Raw genomic sequence first — 19,684 nt, forward strand, 5'->3', positions numbered from 1 at the left:
ATCAAGCTCACTCCGGCCGGATCGGCGGGTCCAGGTCGACGGTATCGCAGTTGTCACCGGGGCCGCGACGATCCACCACCAGGAAATCCGCATCCGCGTTCACCGGCAGCAGCGGCGCGTGCCAGGTGCCGGCGCGGTAGTTCACGCCCTGCCCCGGTCCGGCGCGAAACACCCGCACCTGAGCCGGATCGAAGTCGCCCGGCGGTGCCACCACCACCCAGTAAGGCTGATCGCCCATCGGCACAAACGCCTGGCTGCCCTGCGGATGGCGCTCCATCAGGTCGATGACCAGCGGCGCCAGCGGCTGGCCCCGGAAGATGGAGATGATCGCGTCGGCGCCTTCGCCCAGGGTCTCCACCGCCGCCAGCGCGTGGAAGCGCTCGGTGCGACCGGCGTTGATGGGGAACGACGCCGCGCCCTCGGTCTGGATCACGTCGCCGAACGGCGCGAACGCCTCCCGGGTCAGCGGCTGGCTGGGGATCGTCCGTGGCGCGTTCATCGGACCGCCTTGCCCCACAGGCGCACCCGACTGATGCCGCCGTCGGGAATGCTGTTCACGCGGATGTGGGTGATCGGGCCCAGTTCGTTCAGCTCGCGGAACTCGTGGATGGCGTCGGCGGTCAGCGGCTGCTCGTCGATCAGGGTCTCCCAGAACATGCTCTGGGTGATGATGGACTGGGGCGTGCCCTGCTCCACGCAGGCCGCCTGGATCGAGAAGCGGTCCGGGAAGTTGCCCTTGAAGTGGGCGGTGTCGATGTCGATGCCGTCCACCACGCCTTTGTGTCCCAGCTTGAGGATGCACCACTCGTTGCCCGGCTCACGACGGCGTCGGGTTTCCCAGCCGTCGCCCATATTGATGCCGCGCCCGGGACGCAGCAGTTTGCGCGGCTCGCCGTAGTGGGCGTCGCTCCAGGCGACCTGGTCGCCGCCGTTGGCCAGGGCCAGCAGGTCCAGGCGTTCGTCGGCGCTGCGGTTGTCCCAGTCGCAGAATGGCTGGCCGTACACCCGGAAGCGGGCCATACCGCCGTCCGGCCAGATGTGCAGGCGCAGGTGGGTCCAGGGGCCGGAGGCGGCCAGGGCCTCGAAGCGATGGTCGTTGCCGGACAGGGACACCGCCGGCAGGATTTCCTGCCAGTCGGCGTCGTTGTCGGGATCGCCGTCCGGCGACCAGCAGGCCTCGACGGAGGCCGCCGGGGCGAAGTTGCCGGTGAAGAAGCTGGTGTCGAAATCCACACCGTGCAGCACGCCCGGCATCGCCAGGCGCAGGATGCACCAGTCGTGGCCCGTGTTGCGACGGCGACGGGTTTCCCAACCGTCCATCCACTTGCCGTGATCGTCGTACTTGTCCGGGTAGAAGCGCGGCTGTTCCGGGTCGAGCATACGCTCGCGCGGCGCGAAGAATTCGTCGGTGACCCAGGTAACCTCGGCACCGAGGCTGCCGTCGGCGAGGTTCAGGTAGTCCCGGGAAAAATCAGGCCCTTCGATGATCGGGGCGACTTGTACATCACTCATGTTGTGTTGGCTCTCTGGTTGTTCCGGGGCAGCGGCGTGAATGCGCGTTATTGAATCAGGGCAGCCTTGCAGGCTGCTCCGAAGCTAAAGCGTCGGCTACATTTCCAGTTCACTCGAGCGTGTAGCAGATGCTTCAGCTTCTGAGGCACCGCAGGTGCCCCTCATTGCCCTGTTATCGATTCATTTTGGCTTGTACGGATGCTCCGCCTTCCAGTGCCGCGCAATATCCAGCCGCCGGCAGATCCACACCTGCCCATGCTTCTGGACGTAGTCGAGGAACCGCTGCAGCGCCCGGAACCGGCCCGGCCGGCCAATCAGGCGGCAGTGCAGCCCGATCGATAGCATCTTGGGCGTGTCGGCGCCTTCCTCGTACAGCACGTCGAACGCGTCCTTCAGGTACTGGAAGAACTGTTCGCCGGAGTTAAAGCCCTGGTTGGTGGCGAATCGCATGTCGTTGGTGTCCAGGGTGTAGGGCACCACGAGATGCGGTTTCTCCTCGCCGTCGCGGGTTTCGACGGTGGTCCAGAACGGCAGGTCGTCACCGTAGTAGTCGCTGTCGTATTCGAAGCCACCGGTCTCCACCACCAGACGTCGGGTATTGGGACTGTCGCGGCCGGTGTACCAGCCCAGCGGGCGGCGGCCGGTCAGTTCTTCCTGAATGGCGATGGCCTGTTCCATGTGCTGGCGCTCGCGGGACTCGTCCATGTCCTGGTAGTGAATCCAGCGCAGGCCGTGACAGGCGATCTCGTGGCCGTCGTCCAGGAAGGCCTGGGTCACGTCCGGATTGCGCTGCAGCGCCATGGCCACGCCAAAGACGGTCAGCGGCAGGCCGCGCTTGCGGAATTCCCGCAGCACGCGCCAGACCCCGGCACGGGAGCCGTACTCGTAGATCGACTCCATACTCATGTGACGATCCGGATACGGCTGGGCGCCGATGATCTCGGACAGGAACATTTCCGAGTGGCTGTCGCCGTGCAGGACGCAGTTCTCGCCCCCTTCCTCGTAGTTGAGGACAAACTGTACGGCGATCCGTGCTTTTCCCGGCCAGTTGGCGTGGGGCGGCTCGGCACCGTAGCCGCGCAGGTCGCGGGGATAATGGTCGTGGATGCTCATCGTTTCGTCGGCTCCAGTCCGCAGCCGCGCAGGATGACGCCGGTCAGGAAATTGGCGGCGTGCTCGAAATCCTGCGGTTCGTATTCGGCCTTGTTTTCCACCATCAGGATCTGGACCTGGAAGTCCGCGTAATGCTGGGTCGAGGACCAGATCAAAAAAATCAGCTGCACCGGATCGACCGGCGCCATGCGACCGTCATCGATCCACTGCTGAATCACTTTGGCCCGTCCCCGCACCCATTCGCGCATGTTGGTGCGCAGGTGATCCTTGAGGAACGGGGCGCCCTGGATGATTTCCTGGGCGAACAGGCGGGACGCCATGGGATGCTGGCGTGACATTTCCACCTTGGTGCGCACGAACGTCTCCAGCGCCTCGGCCGGATCGTCCTCCGGACGAATCTCGGAGAACACCGCATTCCAGCGGCTCATGATGTCGTCGAACAGCGCCGAGTAAATGCGCTTCTTGTTGCTGAAATAGTAAAGCACGTTGGACTTGGGCAGCTCCGCCCGTTCGGCGATGTTCTGTATGGTCGCGCCGCGGAACCCGTGCTGGGCGAACTCTTCCTCCGCCGCGGCGATAATCCGTTCACGGTTCTTTTCCCGAATCCGCCCCGGACGGTATCGACGGCCCCGGCCGTTTTCCGCCGCGTCCCCGATCTCGTTGATTCTGGCTTCAGGCTGCTGAGTCATGAGCGTCCATCGCTTTGAGAGCGGGGAAGCCGGAATCCCGGCCTCCCCAACAGGGTTTAGAAATGGAACTTCACGAGGGCACTGACCGCGCTCTCGGTGTCCATCACGCTATCATCGGCTTCGCCGTACTTGTTGTTCCAGTAGGAATATTCAATACCGGCGTAGAGCATGCCCGGATGACCGGCGAAGTCGCCGATGTCCAGTTTGAACTGCGGGTTGAAGTGGAATTCGCTGGCGTGGTCGCGGGTGGCGGTGGACCAGTCGATGTAACCGTCGAACAGGAATTTGGCGGACGCCACTTCGAACGGCAGCCCCCAGGTGATGGTGGTCTGCCAGTCGTCGCCCGGATCGTCAAAGCCCGGCGCGTCGGCGTTGTTATTGGCGTAGTAAAACAGGGTGTTGAAGTACAGGAAGCCCGGCACATCCCACGCCAGTCCAGGGCCAACCAGATAGTTGTTGGACTCGGTGCCGCCGCCAAACTCGTAGGTACCGGTCAGCAGCACATCCTTGATCGGGCCAAAGCTGAGGTCGTTGTTGCTCAACCAGTTCATGCTGAGAGTGGGAGAGAACTCGCCGTATACGTCGTCGTCACCCTCGGAGCTGCCGTGGCCGTGGTTGCGGTCGATGAAGAAGAACGTACCGCCCCAGTTGTGGGCCGTGACGTTTTCGAAGGTAAAGAAGGTGTCCTCTTTCTTGCCGCCGAAATCCTCATAGTCCGCACTGTGCAACACGGTGATGCTGGAGCCGCCGAAGAACTTTTCCGCATGCGCCGCCGGCATACAGGCCGCCATAACACAGGTCGCTAGCAATGTTTTACGAAGTGCCTTCATGGTCAATCTATCCTCTGTCGTTTCTTCTAGGCATCGTTGGCAGTGGCATTTCTCATTATTGAAATCGCGGAACCTCTGACGGGCTCTCTATCTACTCGCACGCTTGGGAACGCGGCTGTCCCTCCACAGCCGCGTTCCCTTGCTTTCTTCTCTGTTACCGACTGGGCCGGTAGGGCTGACCGATGGACAGCGGCGTGTGCAACCGGGTCCGTGTCGGATTCGCGGACAGCAAAACCAGCACCACCACGGTGACCACGTAAGGCAGCATGGCCAGCAGTTCCGGCGAGATATCCCAGCCAAAGCCCTGCAGCACCAGATGGAGGATGCTGGCCAGGCCGAACAGGTAGGCGCCCAGCAGCACCCGCACCGGCCGCCAGGTGGCGAACACCACCAGTGCCAGGGCGATCCAGCCGCGGCCGGCGGTCATGCCCTCGGTCCACAGCGGGGTGTAGGCCAGGGACAGGTAGGCGCCGGCCAGGCCCGCCAGGGCACCGCCGAAACTGACCGCCAGGTAGCGGATCAGCAGCACCGGCAGGCCGTTGGCGTTGGCCGATTCCGGCGACTCGCCCACCGCCCGCAGTAAAAGGCCTCCCCGGCTGTGGCGCAGGAAGACGTAGACCGCCACGAAAAGCCCCAGGGAGACGTAAACCAGCAGATCGTGGTTGAACAGCACCGGCCCCAGCACGGGGATGTCGCTCAGGCCGGGAATGGCGATCTTGGTGAAACCGTCGATGGTCTTGCCCACGTAGTCGGCGCCGATGAAGGCGCTCAGACCCGTGCCGAAGATGGTCAGGGCCAGGCCGGCGGCGTATTGGTTCGCCGCCAGGGTGATGGCCATGAAGCCGAACAGCAGGGACATGGCGACTCCCGCCAGCATGCCGACGATGACGCCGACCAACAGGCTGCCGGTGGCGAACACTGCGGCGAACCCGGCCACCGCGCCGATCAGCATCATGCCTTCCTGCCCCAGGTTGAGAACGCCGGAGCGCTCACAGATCAGCTCCCCCAGGGCCACCATCAGCAGCGGTGTGCCGGCCACCACGGTGGCGGAGAGGATGTTGACGATCATATCCAGTTCCATCTCAGCTCTCCTGTGTGGCGACGGGGGTGGACGCCGGACGGCTCTCGGCCACCGGCTTGTGTTTGAGACGCACCCGGTAGTGGATGAACGCGTCACAGGCGAGCAGGTAGAACAACAACAGCCCCTGGAACAGGCCGGTCATGGCCTTGGGCAGGTTCATGGCGATCTGCATCATCTCGCCGCCCAGGAAGGTCAGTGCCAGCAGCGCGCTGGCCAGGATCAGGCCAACCGCCTTCATGCGCCCCATGAACACCACGATGATCGCGGTGTAGCCGTAGCCCGGCGATACCTGGGGCACCAGCTGGCCAATCGGGCCGGTCACCTCCGACGCGCCAGCCAGACCGGCCAGCCCACCGGCGACCAGGAAGGCGAACCAGATCAGCCGCTTGCGCGGGAAGCCGGCGAACTGCGCGGCCTGTTCGTCTTCCCCCAACACCTTGAGCTGGAAGCCAATGAAGGTGCGTGCGAACAGCACGCCCACGGCCACCGCCGCCAGCACCGCGAAAAGCAGGCCGATGTGCAGGCGCGTGCCGGGGATCAGCATCGGCAACAGGGCCGAGTCGCCGAACATCGCCGACTGCGGGAAGCTGAAGCCGTAGGGATCTTTCAGCGGCCCGTGCACGCAGAACAGCAGCAGGTTCAGCGCGATGTAGTTGAGCATGATGGTGGTGAGGATTTCGTTGCAGTGGAAATGCGTCTTGAGGAAGGCGGCGATGGCCGACCACAGCGCCCCGAAGACGATCCCCGCCAGCAACACCAGCGGCAGGACCCAGAAGCCACTGCTCTCACCGATCTGGAGAGCGACGATGGTGGCGCCCACGGCCCCCATCAGGAAATGCCCCTCGGCGCCGATGTTCCACAGCTTGGCCCGGTAGCAGACCGTCAGGCCGGCGGCGCACAGAAGCAGCGGCGCGGCCTTGAGGCCCAGCTCCGCCCAGCCGATGGCGTCGCTGATTGGCGTGATGAAGAAATGACGCAGGCCTTCGACGGGATCCCGATCCAGGCCCAGGAAAATCAGGAAGCCGGTGATCAGGGTCAGCACCAGCGCCAGGATCGGCGAGGCGTACTGCATCAGGCGGGAATCCACCTGGCGGCGTTCAAGCAACAGCATGGTCTACCTCCCCGGCCGCCTGGTCGTCAAAGTCGCCGGCCATCCATTGTCCGAGCTGCTCGATGGTGAGGGATTCGGTGGGCACGATGGGCGACAGACGGCCCGCGCAGATGGCCCCCATGCGGGTACAGAGTTCAAACAGCTCCTCCAGGTCCTCGGAAATCAGCAGGACGGCCGCGCCCTTGTCGCGCAGCTCCACCAGCACTTCGTGAATGGCCACGGCGGAGCCCACGTCCACGCCCCAGGTGGGATGCGAGGCCACCAGCAATTGCGGCTCCTGCAGGGCCTCGCGGCCGATGATGAATTTCTGCAGGTTACCGCCGGACAGACTGCGCGCCGTGGCGTCGACGCCGTCCGATTTCACCTGGAAGCGCTCGCGCACCCGGCGGGCGTAATCGCGCACCTTGCGGTAGGACACCCAGCCCCGGCTCACCAGGCCGCGGGCGGACGCGGTCAGCAGGGTGTTGTCCACCAGTGACATGTCCGGCACCGCGCCCCGGCCCAGGCGCTCTTCCGGCACCACGGCGATGCCGGCACGACGGCGGGCGTCGGGGCCCAGCTGACCGATCGACTGGCCCGCCAGGTGCACCTGTTCCGGTGCGGCCTTGAGCTCGCCCGACAAGGCCCTCAGCAGTTCGTCCTGGCCGTTACCGGCCACCCCGGCAATGCCGACGATCTCGCCCGCGCGCAGCTCCATGTCCACGTTATTCAGGCTGGTACCGAACGGGTCGCTGCTCTTGTGAGTCAGTCCGCGCACCCTGAGCAGCGGCTCGCCCGGGCTGGCCGGCGGCACCTCGGTGGTCAGCGGTGTTTCGTCACCGACCATCAGGCGGGCAATGGCGTCGGTGGAGGTTTCAGTGGGGTCGCATTCGCCGGTGACCTTGCCGTTGCGCAGCACCGTGGCGTGGTGACACAGGTCGCGCACTTCCTGCAGTTTGTGGCTGATGAACAGGATGCTGCAGCCCTCACCCGCCAGCTGGCGCAGGGTGCGGAACAGGTCGGACACTTCCTGCGGCGTGAGCACGGACGTCGGCTCATCGAGGATCAGCAGGCGGCTGTCCTGGATCAGGCAGCGCACGATCTCCACCCGCTGGCGCTCGCCGGTCGACAGGCTGTGCACGAAGCGGCGCGGATCCAGGGCCATGCCGTAATGCTGGGACACCTCGCGAATGCGCTGTTCCAGCGCCTTGCGATCCCTGGCCTGACTGGCCGGCAGCCCCAGGGCGATGTTCTCCGCCACGGTCAGGGTTTCGAACAGGGAAAAGTGCTGGAACACCATGCCGATCCCCAACTGGCGGGCATGGGCCGGACCTTGCAGGGTCAACTTTTCACCGTCCCAGAAAAGGGTGCCTTCGTCGGGCTGGATGACCCCGTATATCACCTTCATCAGGGTACTCTTGCCAGCGCCGTTCTCACCCAGCAGGGCGTGGATTTCGCCGGGGGCCACGGTCAGGTCGACACCGTCGTTGGCCCGGCACCCCGGGTACTCCTTGACGATGTTCTCCAGACGTAGCCGAGCCACTGCCGTCATGTCTTTACCTCGTAATCAAAGTGACCGGATTCGTTGTTGTGGAAATGAACCGTCCTGTCACTTCCCAATAAACTGACCAGATAATCAACATTTCGTGATGTGAGCAATTTGCTTGCCAACTGGCGAGAAAAATCAAATTTGCTATAAACTCGACTAATTGGTCAGAAAATTGCAAAACCATCGGTCAGAAGGTGGATTCAATAACGGGCATCTGCCTGTTACGCCATACAAACCGCCTGCCCCGGAGCCCCGCCACGAACGGCCTCCGGCAAACTTTCAGGGCGAACATAATACGCAAGATGGTGAGACCTGTGATCGAATTCTTTCTCAACGGCGAGCCGCAGAAACTGACGGAGGCCGACCCAAACCTGAGCATCCTGGAGTGGCTGCGCACCAAAATGCGGCTCACCGGCACCAAGGAAGGCTGCGCCTCCGGCGACTGTGGCGCCTGCACCGTCAGCATCGGCGTCCCGGACGGCGCCAGCGGCCGGTTGCGCTATGAAAGCGTCAACAGCTGCATTGCCCTGATCGGCAGCCTGCACGGGAAACATCTGGTCACCGTGGATGTCCTAAAGGAAGAACCTGTCCACCCGGTCCAGAAAGCCATGATCGACTGTCACGGGGCGCAATGCGGGTTCTGCACGCCGGGTATCGTGATGTCCCTGTTTACCCTGCACACGGAGCGGCAGGCGAATCCGCAGCGCCTGGCCCAGCCACCGTCCCACCACGAGCTGCTGGAAGCCCTGGCCGGCAATCTGTGCCGCTGCACCGGCTACCGGCCGATCGTCGAGGCCGGCCGCCGCGCCTGCGTGGAAACCTGGGAACCCGGCCGCAAGGACCGCCCCCACAGCGGTCCCGCCTGGCTACAGGACAGCGCCATGCAGGCCACCCTGAAACGCATCCAGGGCGAGAAAGGCGGACTGCAAAGCCCGAGGCATCGTCACGACCTTCCGAGCAACCTGAACGAGCTGCGCACCCTGCGCGCGCAATACCCCGAAGCCCGCCTGATCGCCGGCGGCACCGACCTGGCGCTGGAAATCACCCAGCAGCTGCGCGACCTGGATCACCTGATCAGCGTCGAGCGGGTCGCCGACCTGCAGCGACTGGAGGTGACGGACGATCACCTCTACCTGGGTGCGGGTCTGACCTACCGCCAGCTCAATGACGTGCTGCCCGGTTACTGGCCCCACTTTGCACCGTTACTGGAACGTCTGGGATCGTTACAGATTCGAAATTGCGGCACCCTGGGCGGGAATATCGGTAACGCCTCCCCCATCGGCGACATGCCCCCCGCGTTGATCGCCCTGAACGCCGAGCTGGAACTGGACAGTCTGGACGGCGTGCGCCGGATTCCTCTCGCGGATTTCTTCCGGGACTACAAGCAGACCGACCTGCAGCCCCACGAATTCATCCGCGGCGTGCGGGTGCCCTTGCCGAAAGCCGGCGAGCACCTGCTGCTGTACAAGATCTCCAAGCGTCTGGACGACGACATCTCCGCCGTGCTCGGTGCTTTCTGGCTGCAACTGGATAACGGCGTGGTGAGCGACTGCCGCCTCGCTTTTGGTGGTATGGCCGCCATTCCCAAGCGGGCGAACGCCGCCGAGCAGGCTATCCTGGGCCAGCCGTGGAACGACGCCACCGTCGCCGCCGCGATGAGAGCCCTGGCCACCGACTTCAAACCCATGTCCGACGTACGCGCCTCCGCCGACTACCGGCAGCAGGTGGCCGGCAACCTGCTGCAACGCGCCCTGCTGGAAACGGGCGGCCCCTCTGATCCATCAACGCCCCTGACGGTGACCGATCTTGCTCCTGTGGAGGTGCCCCCTCATGCGTAAACTGCCCGATAATCTCGTTCAGCCGCCGGTGTCGGCACGCGGCACTGCCGGCTCGAAAATCGCCCACGACAGCGCCTGGAAGCACGTCAGTGGCCAGGCCCGTTACATCGACGACCTGCCCGAGCCGCCCGGTCTGCTGCACGCCGCCGTCGGTCAGAGCAGCCAGGCCCACGCTCGCATCAAGTCCATGGACCTGAGCGCCGTGCGCGCCTATCCCGGCGTGGAAGCCGTGCTGACCGTCGACGACGTGCCCGGCCACACGGACATTGGCCCGGTGTTTCCCGGCGACCCGGTGCTGGCCGGCGAGATCGTCGAGTTCATCGGCCAGCCGCTGTTCGCGGTGGCGGCCACCTCCCTGCGCGCCGCGCGTCAGGCGGCCCGGCTGGCGAAGGTGGAGTACGAGCCGCTGGAACCGGTGCTGACCACGAAAGACGCGCTGGCCCAACAGTTTTTCGTACGCCCGTCCCACACCCAGCAACGCGGCGAGCCCGACAAAGCGCTGGCCGAGGCGCCGAACCGGCTGCGGGGCGAGATGGACGTGGGCGGCCAGGAACACTTCTACCTGGAAAGCCAGGCTTGTCTGGTGGAACCCACCGAGGACGCCGGCGTGTTCGTGCACACCTCCAGCCAGCACCCGTCCGAGGTGCAGAAGCTGGTGGCCGAGGTGCTGGCTCTGCCGATTCACGAAGTGCAGGTGGAAGTGCGCCGCATGGGCGGCGGCTTTGGCGGCAAGGAAACCCAGGCGGCGCCGCTGGCCTGTATCTCCAGCCTGCTGGCCCGGCACACCGGCCGCCCGGTGAAATACCGCATGGCCCGGCCGGACGACATGGTCCAGACCGGCAAGCGTCACGACTTCTACAACACCTACGACATCGGCTTCGACGACGAGGGCCTGATCCACGGCGCCAACATCATGGTGGCCGGGCGCTGCGGCTACTCGCCGGACCTGTCCGACGCCATCGTCGACCGCGCCATGTTCCACGCCGACAACGCCTATTACCTGGACCAGGCCCGGGTGGTCGGTCACCGCTGCAAGACCCATACGGTGTCCAACACCGCGTTCCGGGGTTTCGGCGGACCGCAGGGCATGATGATCATCGAGCGGGCCATGGACGACATCGCCCGCCACCGGGGCCTCGACCCGCTGGACGTGCGCAAGCGCAACCTCTACGGCCCGGGCCGGGACGAGACCCACTACGGCCAGACCGTGGAACAGCACGTGCTGCCCGAACTGATCGAGCAACTTGAGGCCAGTTCCGATTACCGTGAGCGGCGCCGGGCCATTACCGAGTTCAACCGCCGCAGCCCGGTGGTCAAACGCGGGCTGGCGCTGACGCCGGTGAAGTTCGGCATCTCCTTCACCGCCAAGCACCTGAACCAGGCCGGCGCGCTGGTGCACGTGTACACCGACGGCAGCATCCACCTGAACCACGGCGGCACGGAAATGGGCCAGGGCCTGTTCATCAAGGTGGCCCAGGTGGTGGCTTCCGCGTTCCAGGTGGACATCGACCGCATCAAGGTCTCCGCCACCCGCACGGACAAGGTGCCGAATACGTCACCCACTGCCGCCTCCTCCGGCTCCGACCTGAACGGCATGGCGGCGCTGGACGCCTGCGAGAAGATCAAGGCGCGACTGGTGGAGTTTGCGGTTGAGACCTACGGCGTGGCGGCCTCCGACGTCGAGTTCGCCAACAACCAGGTACGCGTGGGCAAGGACCTCTTTGGCTGGGCCGACTTCGTACAGCAGGCCTACATGGCCCGCGTGTCGCTGTCGTCGTCCGGCTTCTACGCCACACCCAAGATCCACTACGACCCGGAAACCGGCAAGGGCCGCCCGTTCCTCTACTACGCCAACGGCGCGGCCTGCTCCGAAGTGGTGGTGGACACCCTGACCGGCGAGTACCGCGTGGTGCGCACCGACATCCTCCACGATGTGGGCCAGTCCCTGAATCCGGAGATCGACATCGGCCAGATCGAGGGCGGTTTCATCCAGGGCATGGGCTGGCTGACCACCGAGGAACTGATGTACAGCGACAAGGGCCAGTTGATGACCACCGGTCCGGCCACCTACAAGATCCCGGCGGTGTCCGACGCCCCCGAGGATTTCCGCGTGTCCCTGCTACCCCACAGCCCCAACCGGGAAGCGACGGTGTTCCGCTCCAAGGCGGTGGGCGAGCCGCCGCTGATGCTGGGCATTGCGGTCTGGTGCGCCCTGCGCGACGCCGTCGCCAGTCTGGCGGACTATCGTTACAGCCCGCCTTTTGACAGCCCGGCCACGCCGGAGCAGGTTCTCAAGGCCGTCACCGCTACCCGGCAGTGGCTGACCGAAAACGGAGGCGATTCCTCATGCAAAAGCGCCTGAACTGGTACGAAGCCGTGGCCGACTGCGAGCGGCGCGGTGAACCCTACGTGCTGGTGACCGTGCTGGGTGTGACCGGTTCGGTGCCGCGCGAACCCGCCAGCAAGATGGTGGTTACCGGCGAGCAGAGCCACGACACCATCGGCGGCGGCCACCTGGAGTACCGCATCATCGCCAGCGCCCGGGAGCGTCTGGCGGCGCGGGACTACACCTACGAGATGGCCCACTTCCCGCTGGGCGCCAGCCTCGGTCAGTGCTGCGGCGGCAGTGTGGCGGTCCTGATGGAAGGCCATGCCGGCGGCGATGGCCGACTGCTGGTGTTCGGCGCCGGTCACGTGGCGAAGTCGCTGATCACCATCATGGGCGAGCTGCCCTGGCAGATTACCTGGGTCGACAACCGCGCCGACAGTTTCCCGGACGAGCTGCCGGTGAACGTGCGCCGTCATCACACCGACGATCCCGTGGGCGATGCCGCCGCGCTGGCCGATGGCGCTCACGTGGTGATCCTGACCCACAATCACCAGTTGGACTTTGACCTGTGCCGCACCCTGCTGGACGCGGGCAACGCCGCCTCCATCGGCCTGATCGGCTCCGACACCAAGGCGGACCGCTTCCGACAGCGGCTGGCCCATCGCGGCTACAGCGACGCGCAGATCGACAGCATCCGCTGTCCGGTTGGCCGGCTCGACGTGCCGGGTAAACGGCCCATGGAAGTGGCGGTGTCGATATCCGCCGAGCTGCTGACACTGGCGACCGAAACGACGGACAAACCGTCCCGCCGCGGCCTGTCCTGGTCCAACCTGAAAACCCTGATGCGGGAAGACGCCGAACCGGCGCCCACGTCAAACCCGAAGCTGGAGAACTGAATGTCCCTGGAATCCCTCAACGCGATGAGCGCGACCGAGGCTGCCGAAGTTCTGCGCACCTGCTGCGCCGCCGACCGCTGGATCGAGGGCATGGTCGCCGCCCGTCCGTTTACCGATCGCGACGACCTGCACCGCAAGGCCGAGGCCCTGTGGCCGACCATGACCGAGAGCGACTGGCTCGCGGCGTTCGACGCCCACCCCAAGATCGGCGACGTGAAAAGTCTCAAGGCCAAGTACGCCAACACCCACGCCCTGGCCAGCGGCGAGCAGTCTTCCACGGCCGTCGCCAGCGATGACGTGCTGCATCGCCTGAAAGACGGCAACGACGCCTATCACGAGACATTCGGTTTTATCTTCATCGTCTGCGCCACGGGCAAGTCCGCCGACGAGATGCTGGCCCTGCTGGAAGCGCGCCTGCCCAACACCCGCGCGCAGGAAATCGAGAACGCCGGCCGCGAGCAGGCAAAAATCACCCACCTGAGACTGGATAAACTGGTATGAGCGAACGCAGCCCGATTACGACCCATATCCTCGACCTCGGCAGCGGCTACCCCGCCGAAGGCGTCGTCGTGACCCTCGAGCAGCAGGACGGCGACGGCTGGACCCAGGTGGCCAAGGGCACCACGGACAGCGACGGCCGCATCGGCCAATGGTTCGACGGCCCGCTGGTGACCGGCCTGTATCGCCTGACGTTTGCCACAGGCGATTACTTCCAGTCTTACGGCAAGGACTGCTTCTACCCCCAGGTGACCATCGACTTCTCCGTCAGCGGTGACCAGGACCACTACCACGTGCCGCTGCTGCTCAATCAGTGGGGCTACTCGACCTACCGCGGGAGCTGATCACCATGGCGTCATCGCAACCGGTGCAGGCCTACCGGGGTCGGCTGCTGCATTTCCTGGCCGATCCCGGCCTGGAGACACCGGCGGACAACAGTTACGAGTGGTTCGAGGACGGGCTGCTGGTGGTCGAGGACGGACGGGTCAAGGCCGTCGGCTCCGCGGATGAGCTGATCGGATCGCTGCCTGAAGGCACGCCGATCGAGCACTGGCCGGAGCACGTGATCCTGCCGGGCTTTATCGACACCCACGTGCACCTGCCCCAGCTCGGGGTGATCGGCAGCTACGGTGCCCAGTTGCTGGACTGGCTGGAGACCTACACCTTCCCGGCGGAAATGCGCTTTGCCGAGACCGACTGGGCCAGGAGCCAGGCCAATCGGTTCCTCGACCAGTTGCTGCGCCACGGCACCACGGCCGGGCTGGTGTTCTGTACGTCGCATCCGCAGTCGGTGGACGCCCTGTTCGAAGCCGCCGAAGCCCGCGGCCAGGCCATCACCGCCGGCAAGGTGATGATGGACCGCCACGCCCCGGAAGGCCTGTGCGACGAGGCCGAGAGCAGCTACCAGGATTGCCAGGCGCTGATCGACCGCTGGCACAACCATGGCCGGCAGCAGTACGCCGTGACCCCGCGCTTTGCGCCCACCTCCACCCCGCGTCAGCTGGAGCTGGCCGGCAAGCTGGTCGCGGACAACCCGGGCGTGCTGATGCAGACCCACTGGGCCGAGAACAAGGCGGAGATCGCCTGGGTGAGCGAACTGTTCCCGGACCGCGCCGATTACCTGGACGTCTACGCCCACTACGGCCTGCTCAATGACCGGGCGGTGCTGGCCCACGGCATCCACATCAACGACGGCGACCGCCAGCGGCTGGTGGAAACCGGCGCGCGCATCGCCTTCTGCCCGACGTCCAACACCTTTCTTGGCAGCGGCCTGTTCGACCTGCGCAGCGCCCATCAGGCGGGCGTCACCCTGAGTCTGGCCACGGACGTAGGCGGCGGCACCAGTCTGTCGCTGCTCAAGACCATGGCCGAGGCCTACAAGGTCTGCCAGCTGCGCGAGCAGGCGCTGACGCCCTTCCAGGCGTTCTACCTGGCCACTCTGGGCAACGCGAAGGCGCTGCACCGGGACCACGAGATCGGCAACTTCGCCCCCGGCAAGGTCGCCGACTTCGTGCTGCTGGATACGGACGCCACCCCCATGCTGGGCCTCAAACAGCACAGCACCAGCCTGCGCGACAGGCTGTTCGACCTGATGATCCTGGGCGACGACCGGGTCATCCAACGCACCTACATTGCCGGCCAGTGTCGGTTCGATCGGGATGCAGAACGTGTTTCAGAGAAAGGAGTAACCGATGGCCGCCTACCTCAGTGAATGGCTCAGCCTGCTGATCCGCTGGTTCCATGTGATTGCAGGCGTCGCCTGGATCGGGGCGTCGTTCTATTTCATCTGGCTGGATAACCACCTGGAAGATCCACCCGAATGGAAGAAGAAAAAAGGCATCAAGGGTGACCTGTGGGCCGTCCACGGCGGCGGTTTCTACGAAGTGGCCAAGTACAAGCTGGGGCCCGAGAAAATGCCCGGCATCCTGCACTGGTTCAAGTGGGAGGCCTACAGCACCTGGCTGTCCGGCACGGCGCTGCTGTTTTCCGTGTACTACTTCGGCTCCCCCGGCTACCTGATCGACAACGCCAAGATGGAACTGTCCACCCTGTCCGCCGCGCTGATCGGCCTGGGCTTCATCGGCGGTGTGCTGCTGGTCTATGAACTGCTGATCCGCAGCCCGCTGGCCCGGAACGGGATGGCATTCGGGGCGGTACTGTTCGCCCTGCTGCTGGTGGTCGACTGGGCGCTGTTCCAGGTGTTCGCCGGCCGTGGCGCGTTTATCCACGTGGGCGCGGTGATCGGCACCCTCATGGTGGGCAACGTGTTCCTGGGCATCATGCCGTCCCAGCGGGCGCTGGTGGAGACCGTGGAACAGGGCCGGGAGCCGGACGAGCGGGTGGCCCAACTGGCCGCCCTGGCCAAGCTGCGTTCGACCCACAACAACTACCTGACCCTGCCGGTCATCTTCATCATGATCAGCAACCACTACCCGATGCTGTACGGCCACGCCCACGGCTGGCTGATCCTGGCGGCCATCGGGTTCATCACCGCCTTCGCGCGCCACTTCTTCAACCTGAAGCATCGCGGCGTGTACCGGCCGTCGATCATCCTCGCCTGCGGCATCATGACCGTGATCCTGATCGGTGTGATCGCCCCGCCCACCGGCAAACAGGCCGCGGCCCAGGCGGCAGCGGCGGCCGAGGCAGCCGGCGAGGTCAGCGACGCGGACATTCACTCCCTGGTCAGCACCCACTGCGCGGGCTGCCACGCCAAGGAGCCCAGCAGCCCGGCGTTCCAGGCCGCGCCGGCCGGCATCGCCCTGGACACCCTGGACGAAGTGGTGCAGCACAACGACCAGATCATGCAGGCCGCGGTGAACAGCCAGTACATGCCGCTGGGCAACACCACCGGCATGACCGAGGAGGATCGCAAAAAGCTGGGGGCCTGGTTGCAGGCGCACAAGTAAAGGAAGATCCGGGAAGTCCGTGTCGCAGAGACTTCACGCCTCGAGCTTTTGCCGGGCAGGCCCTGCGGCCTGCTCGGAAGCTAGAGCAACCGCTACGTGAGCTCACGCAAACGATGGCGGCTGGTCGCTATGGACGAGAGCTAGTGTCCTCGGTGGCTTCCAGCTTGATTCGGTAGCCGCAGGCCGAGGCGTATTTCCTCAGGGTGCTCCAGCTTGGGTTGCCGCGACCGCCTTCCAGGCGAGAAATATTGCTTTTGGCGGTTCCGATCCGCTTGGCCAAGTCGTCCTGAGTCAGTCCCGCATGAGCACGCATGCTGATCAGTTGCTCCATGTATTCAAACTCACCCGCCAGCTTGTCGTATTCGTTCCGCACCGTTTCATGTTGAAATGCTTTCTGCTTAAGTGCCTTAAGACTCATACTGTTTCACCTCCCGAAGCCGCTCTTGCGCAAGCCTCAGCTCTTTCAAAGGCGTTTTCTGGGTCTTCTTGACGAAGGCGTGAAGCACCATGACCGCTTCACCCTCCATATAGCAGTAAAACCCTCTCCCGATCCCTTCCTTGGCTCTTGCGCGAATCTCGAAAAGCCCGCCACCCATTGCTTTGGTGTGAGGTTCGCCCAGATTCGCGCCATATTTCTCAATCATCTCCAGCAACCGGATCATTCGTGCCTAGATCTTAGGCGGCATACCCAGAATGTCCTGCTGGACGTCGCCGTAAAATCTAACGTCCCATGTCATAGAATCATCCTAATCCCTGAAGGTTATCATAAATGATAACGGAGACAGCATCAAAATTGTTCAGCCACAAAAAAGCCCGCACCTCCCGGCGCGGGCTTTCCTGTCTTCGCCCTGACCTACATCTTCCCGGCGAAGTTCGCGTTGATCCGCTGTAAAAGGTAATCCCGGGCGGAGATTGCGGGGTATTTCTGCTCCGGCCCCTGGATCATGACGTCCTTATTCGCCTGGCAGAAGAACGCCATGCTGTAGCGCGGACCCTGATATTCGCCGGAGCGCGGCATGCGCACCCGATGCAGGGTGGATCGGAGCCTGTCGTCGCTCCAGCGCATCAGCATGTCGCCGATGTTGCAGGTGATGACGTCGTCCCGCGGCACCACGCTGGTCCATTCCTGGTCCGCGCGGCCCTGGGCGTCCTTGCCGGGACACACCTGCAGGCCGAACTGGCCTTCCTTCTGGAACACCATGGTGAGGCAGTCGAAGTCGGTGTGGGCGCCGGCGCGCCAGGTGCCGGGCGGGTACTCGGCGCCTTCCGGCAACGGCAGGTAGTGCAGCAGCCGCAGGGTGCTCTGGTACTCCGGGGAGCTGCGATCGTGAGCCCGGGTAAAGAAGTCGCGCTCGAAACCGAGCTTGTCGGCGAAGCAGGACAGAATCTCCATGCCCACCTGCCAGCAGCGGTGCTCGAAATCCAGGATCACGCGCTGGAATTCCGGCAGAGTGGTCTGGCCCGGCCACAGGTCGTCCATGTAGGGCAGTGTCACCTGGAAAGACTCTTTCTCGTCGGCGGTGCCGGTGGACGGACGCACCTGGGACTTGAACTCCCAGCCGGTATTGAGGCCTTCCTTGAGGGGAAACCGGCCCTTGGTGTCGGCGTCCTGGGCAAAGAAGGCCTCCGCCATGGCGAACGCTTCCCGCACCCGCGCCACGTCCAGGCCGTGATGGACCAGCTGGAAGAAGCCCACCTCGCTGGCCGCCTGCCACAACTGTTCGGTGATCTCGGCGCGGCGATTGTCGAAATCGCTCAGATCGATCAGCGGGATCTGGCGATCGGTCTCGATGCCCTCGCCGCCGATGGTGGATTCGAATTCCAGTTCTTTCAGTCCATAGGCTTTGCTTTGACTCATTCGTTTTCTCCAATGGCTTGGCAGGTCGCCCCGCCGTTGATTGGAGCAATGCCTGGCGAGGTATACCCTCGCCCGCCGCTTCTACTCCGTACTGGGCGCGGACCAGTGCCCCGGCCCGCCGTTGAGGCTCTTACGAGCCGGGCATGAACGACCGGTCCACGGCCGTCTCCGGGTCGAAAGACGCTTCGTCGATCTCCTGGGCCTTGGCGGTCCAGTGCCAGGTGGTGGCCAGACGCTCCGGGTTGAACGCCCCCATGCCCTGGGTCTCGCTGGCCTCGTTGTAGACCAGCGGGCGGATGGAACGGATGGTGTCCGCCGCCATGGCCGGGTCCACGTCCGGCACCTGGGCGTGCACCATGGCGCCGCTTTCCTGCGGGTGGGCCCAGGTGTATTCGATGGCCTTGGCGTAGGCTTTCACGAAGCGGCGCGCCACCTTCGGGCGTTCTTCCAGAAAGCGTTCGCTGGCAATCACCGAGGTGGAATAGAACGCCAGACCGGCGTCGTACCAGGGCATCACGTTCAGCGTCTTGCCGGCCTGGTCGGCCATGGCCTGGTATTTCTCGGTGTCGGTGACCCAACTGATCACCACGTCGGTGCGCCCCGTCAGCAGCATCGGGTTGAGCGCGCCAGGGTCGGTCTTGACCAGCTTGATGCCGCTTTCGTCCACCTGATTCACGTCCAGCAACAGCGGAAAGAACAGGTTCGAGGAACTGAACGGCGAGGTGGCGACGGTCTTGCCGGCCACATCCTTCACCGACTCGATGCCGGAGCCTTCCACCGAGAAGAACGCATGCGGGGCCTCGCTGAAGACCGAATAGATGCCCTTGACCGGGATGTTGTCGTCCTGGGCGCGGGCCACCAGCAGCGACACCAGATCCGACAGGCCCACGTCCGCCTGACCGGCGACCAGCTTGGTGATGGCGTCGGTGGAGCCGCGGCCGGAGACCACGCGGACCTCCAGGTCCTCGTCCGCGAAGAAACCTTCCTCGATGCCTACGTATACCGGCGCCTTGTCACCACCGGGCAGCCAATCGAGCTGGAAGGTCACTTTGTCCGCGGCAAAGCCGAGCTGAGCGCCCAGGGTGAGGGTCGCGAAGGTCAGTGCGCGGGGCAGTGTGTGCTTGAATGTCATGTCCTGTCTCCTTGCTGCCTGCGTCTTGGGTTCGTGCGCAGACCATCGTTCAAGGGAGGCATCGGACGACTCGCGGGAGGCGGGGCAATCGGCTCGGACATCGCACCAATCGCGCCCGGCCGCGGTGTCCAACACCCGCCGATGCGCGATGAGCAATGCCCCGATTCCCCGGAGGAGAACCTGACTGCTTCTACTCAGTCACGTATCCCCAACAAAGCAGGTGGCGTGCCAGCGGCGGGAAAACGGCGCCGGATCAGCCCCGGCGATCGCACGCCGTTTTCCTGAGGGTCTGACCCAAACGACGCCTCGCACCAATCGGGGGCACTTTTTGAGCCAATCGGTCCAATACCGGGCGCTCAC

Annotated in this window: 19 protein-coding genes; 7 read left to right on the top strand and 12 right to left on the bottom strand. The window is 64.6% G+C overall.

Annotated features, from left to right (window positions below):
* Positions 1 to 7: 7 nt before the first annotated feature.
* From GQB00_RS12050 to GQB00_RS12085, 8 genes are all read right to left on the bottom strand, one after another.
* Positions 8 to 499, bottom strand: coding sequence for an ureidoglycolate lyase (locus GQB00_RS12050; protein WP_111493390.1), 492 nt, complete (start codon positions 497 to 499; stop codon positions 8 to 10).
* A complete protein-coding gene (gene alc, locus GQB00_RS12055; RefSeq protein WP_165856382.1) occupies positions 496 to 1,512 on the bottom strand; it encodes an allantoicase in 1,017 nt (338 codons plus the stop codon). Before alc ends, GQB00_RS12050 begins: the two co-directional genes overlap by 4 nt.
* Positions 1,513 to 1,692: 180 nt before the next feature.
* A complete protein-coding gene (puuE, locus tag GQB00_RS12060; RefSeq protein WP_323127285.1) occupies positions 1,693 to 2,619 on the bottom strand; it encodes an allantoinase PuuE in 927 nt (308 codons plus the stop codon).
* 2 nt (positions 2,620 to 2,621) lie between these two features.
* The gene (locus GQB00_RS12065; protein ID WP_111493384.1) at positions 2,622 to 3,314 is read right to left on the bottom strand and encodes a TetR/AcrR family transcriptional regulator; all 693 of its coding nucleotides are present in this window, start codon (positions 3,312 to 3,314) and stop codon (positions 2,622 to 2,624) included.
* Between the two features lie 56 nt (positions 3,315 to 3,370).
* Positions 3,371 to 4,144 (bottom strand): outer membrane protein OmpK, encoded by a 774-nt coding sequence (locus GQB00_RS12070; RefSeq protein WP_111493382.1) that lies wholly within the window; start codon positions 4,142 to 4,144, stop codon positions 3,371 to 3,373.
* 154 nt (positions 4,145 to 4,298) lie between these two features.
* Entirely contained in the window at positions 4,299 to 5,225 is a 927-nt protein-coding gene (locus tag GQB00_RS12075; RefSeq protein WP_165856384.1) for an ABC transporter permease, read from the bottom strand.
* A 1-nt stretch (position 5,226) separates the two neighbouring features.
* The gene (locus GQB00_RS12080; RefSeq protein ID WP_165856385.1) at positions 5,227 to 6,336 is read right to left on the bottom strand and encodes an ABC transporter permease; all 1,110 of its coding nucleotides are present in this window, start codon (positions 6,334 to 6,336) and stop codon (positions 5,227 to 5,229) included.
* The gene (locus tag GQB00_RS12085; protein ID WP_165856386.1) at positions 6,323 to 7,867 is read right to left on the bottom strand and encodes an ABC transporter ATP-binding protein; all 1,545 of its coding nucleotides are present in this window, start codon (positions 7,865 to 7,867) and stop codon (positions 6,323 to 6,325) included. Before GQB00_RS12085 ends, GQB00_RS12080 begins: the two co-directional genes overlap by 14 nt.
* Before the next feature lie 311 nt (positions 7,868 to 8,178).
* On the opposite strand from GQB00_RS12085, the gene xdhA reads away from it, so the two are divergent.
* The 7 genes from xdhA to GQB00_RS12120 are packed head-to-tail and all read left to right on the top strand — an operon-like array spanning position 8,179 to position 16,334.
* A complete protein-coding gene (gene xdhA / locus GQB00_RS12090) occupies positions 8,179 to 9,702 on the top strand; it encodes a xanthine dehydrogenase small subunit (RefSeq protein ID WP_165856387.1) in 1,524 nt (507 codons plus the stop codon).
* Complete coding sequence (xdhB, locus tag GQB00_RS12095) at positions 9,695 to 12,064, top strand: xanthine dehydrogenase molybdopterin binding subunit (protein ID WP_165856388.1); 2,370 nt, start codon at positions 9,695 to 9,697, stop codon at positions 12,062 to 12,064. Before xdhA ends, xdhB begins: the two co-directional genes overlap by 8 nt.
* Positions 12,049 to 12,927, top strand: coding sequence for a xanthine dehydrogenase accessory protein XdhC (gene xdhC, locus GQB00_RS12100; RefSeq protein WP_165856389.1), 879 nt, complete (start codon positions 12,049 to 12,051; stop codon positions 12,925 to 12,927). Before xdhB ends, xdhC begins: the two co-directional genes overlap by 16 nt.
* Entirely contained in the window at positions 12,928 to 13,428 is a 501-nt protein-coding gene (gene uraD / locus GQB00_RS12105) for a 2-oxo-4-hydroxy-4-carboxy-5-ureidoimidazoline decarboxylase (RefSeq protein WP_111493368.1), read from the top strand.
* Complete coding sequence (gene uraH / locus GQB00_RS12110) at positions 13,425 to 13,769, top strand: hydroxyisourate hydrolase (RefSeq protein ID WP_165856390.1); 345 nt, start codon at positions 13,425 to 13,427, stop codon at positions 13,767 to 13,769. Before uraD ends, uraH begins: the two co-directional genes overlap by 4 nt.
* Before the next feature lie 5 nt (positions 13,770 to 13,774).
* A complete protein-coding gene (guaD, locus tag GQB00_RS12115) occupies positions 13,775 to 15,136 on the top strand; it encodes a guanine deaminase (protein ID WP_207950677.1) in 1,362 nt (453 codons plus the stop codon).
* Positions 15,117 to 16,334, top strand: a complete 1,218-nt coding sequence (locus GQB00_RS12120; protein WP_165856391.1) for a urate hydroxylase PuuD — start codon at positions 15,117 to 15,119, stop codon at positions 16,332 to 16,334. The genes guaD and GQB00_RS12120 overlap by 20 nt, the downstream gene beginning before the upstream one ends.
* Positions 16,335 to 16,461: 127 nt before the next feature.
* Here GQB00_RS12120 and GQB00_RS12125 read toward each other — a convergent pair whose 3' ends face one another.
* The 4 genes from GQB00_RS12125 to GQB00_RS12140 all read right to left on the bottom strand — a co-directional run bounded on the left by GQB00_RS12125 (position 16,462) and on the right by GQB00_RS12140 (position 19,324).
* Entirely contained in the window at positions 16,462 to 16,752 is a 291-nt protein-coding gene (locus tag GQB00_RS12125; protein WP_165856392.1) for a helix-turn-helix domain-containing protein, read from the bottom strand.
* On the bottom strand, positions 16,742 to 16,996 hold the full coding sequence (locus GQB00_RS12130) for a type II toxin-antitoxin system RelE/ParE family toxin (RefSeq protein WP_228276704.1): 255 nt from the start codon (positions 16,994 to 16,996) through the stop codon (positions 16,742 to 16,744). The genes GQB00_RS12125 and GQB00_RS12130 overlap by 11 nt, the downstream gene beginning before the upstream one ends.
* Before the next feature lie 191 nt (positions 16,997 to 17,187).
* Positions 17,188 to 18,192 (bottom strand): isopenicillin N synthase family dioxygenase, encoded by a 1,005-nt coding sequence (locus GQB00_RS12135; RefSeq protein WP_165856393.1) that lies wholly within the window; start codon positions 18,190 to 18,192, stop codon positions 17,188 to 17,190.
* Between the two features lie 130 nt (positions 18,193 to 18,322).
* Complete coding sequence (locus GQB00_RS12140) at positions 18,323 to 19,324, bottom strand: ABC transporter substrate-binding protein (RefSeq protein WP_165856394.1); 1,002 nt, start codon at positions 19,322 to 19,324, stop codon at positions 18,323 to 18,325.
* Between the last annotated feature and the right edge of the window lie 360 nt (positions 19,325 to 19,684).

This window comes from Marinobacter sp. JSM 1782161 (assembly GCF_011421605.1).
GTDB lineage: Bacteria > Pseudomonadota > Gammaproteobacteria > Pseudomonadales > Oleiphilaceae > Marinobacter_A > Marinobacter_A bohaiensis.

What these genes read in the sequence shown, in the direction of transcription:
- GQB00_RS12050 (WP_111493390.1), bottom strand. Translation starts at nt 499, where the DNA reads ATGAACGCGCCACGGACGATCCCCAGCCAGCCGCTGACCCGGGAGGCG.
- alc (WP_165856382.1), bottom strand. Translation starts at nt 1,512, where the DNA reads ATGAGTGATGTACAAGTCGCCCCGATCATCGAAGGGCCTGATTTTTCC.
- GQB00_RS12065 (WP_111493384.1), bottom strand. Translation starts at nt 3,314, where the DNA reads ATGACTCAGCAGCCTGAAGCCAGAATCAACGAGATCGGGGACGCGGCG.
- GQB00_RS12070 (WP_111493382.1), bottom strand. Translation starts at nt 4,144, where the DNA reads ATGAAGGCACTTCGTAAAACATTGCTAGCGACCTGTGTTATGGCGGCC.
- GQB00_RS12075 (WP_165856384.1), bottom strand. Translation starts at nt 5,225, where the DNA reads ATGGAACTGGATATGATCGTCAACATCCTCTCCGCCACCGTGGTGGCC.
- GQB00_RS12080 (WP_165856385.1), bottom strand. Translation starts at nt 6,336, where the DNA reads ATGCTGTTGCTTGAACGCCGCCAGGTGGATTCCCGCCTGATGCAGTAC.
- GQB00_RS12085 (WP_165856386.1), bottom strand. Translation starts at nt 7,867, where the DNA reads ATGACGGCAGTGGCTCGGCTACGTCTGGAGAACATCGTCAAGGAGTAC.
- xdhB (WP_165856388.1), top strand. Translation starts at nt 9,695, where the DNA reads ATGCGTAAACTGCCCGATAATCTCGTTCAGCCGCCGGTGTCGGCACGC.
- xdhC (WP_165856389.1), top strand. Translation starts at nt 12,049, where the DNA reads ATGCAAAAGCGCCTGAACTGGTACGAAGCCGTGGCCGACTGCGAGCGG.
- uraD (WP_111493368.1), top strand. Translation starts at nt 12,928, where the DNA reads ATGTCCCTGGAATCCCTCAACGCGATGAGCGCGACCGAGGCTGCCGAA.
- uraH (WP_165856390.1), top strand. Translation starts at nt 13,425, where the DNA reads ATGAGCGAACGCAGCCCGATTACGACCCATATCCTCGACCTCGGCAGC.
- guaD (WP_207950677.1), top strand. Translation starts at nt 13,775, where the DNA reads ATGGCGTCATCGCAACCGGTGCAGGCCTACCGGGGTCGGCTGCTGCAT.
- GQB00_RS12120 (WP_165856391.1), top strand. Translation starts at nt 15,117, where the DNA reads ATGGCCGCCTACCTCAGTGAATGGCTCAGCCTGCTGATCCGCTGGTTC.
- GQB00_RS12125 (WP_165856392.1), bottom strand. Translation starts at nt 16,752, where the DNA reads ATGAGTCTTAAGGCACTTAAGCAGAAAGCATTTCAACATGAAACGGTG.
- GQB00_RS12130 (WP_228276704.1), bottom strand. Translation starts at nt 16,996, where the DNA reads ATGATCCGGTTGCTGGAGATGATTGAGAAATATGGCGCGAATCTGGGC.
- GQB00_RS12135 (WP_165856393.1), bottom strand. Translation starts at nt 18,192, where the DNA reads ATGAGTCAAAGCAAAGCCTATGGACTGAAAGAACTGGAATTCGAATCC.
- GQB00_RS12140 (WP_165856394.1), bottom strand. Translation starts at nt 19,324, where the DNA reads ATGACATTCAAGCACACACTGCCCCGCGCACTGACCTTCGCGACCCTC.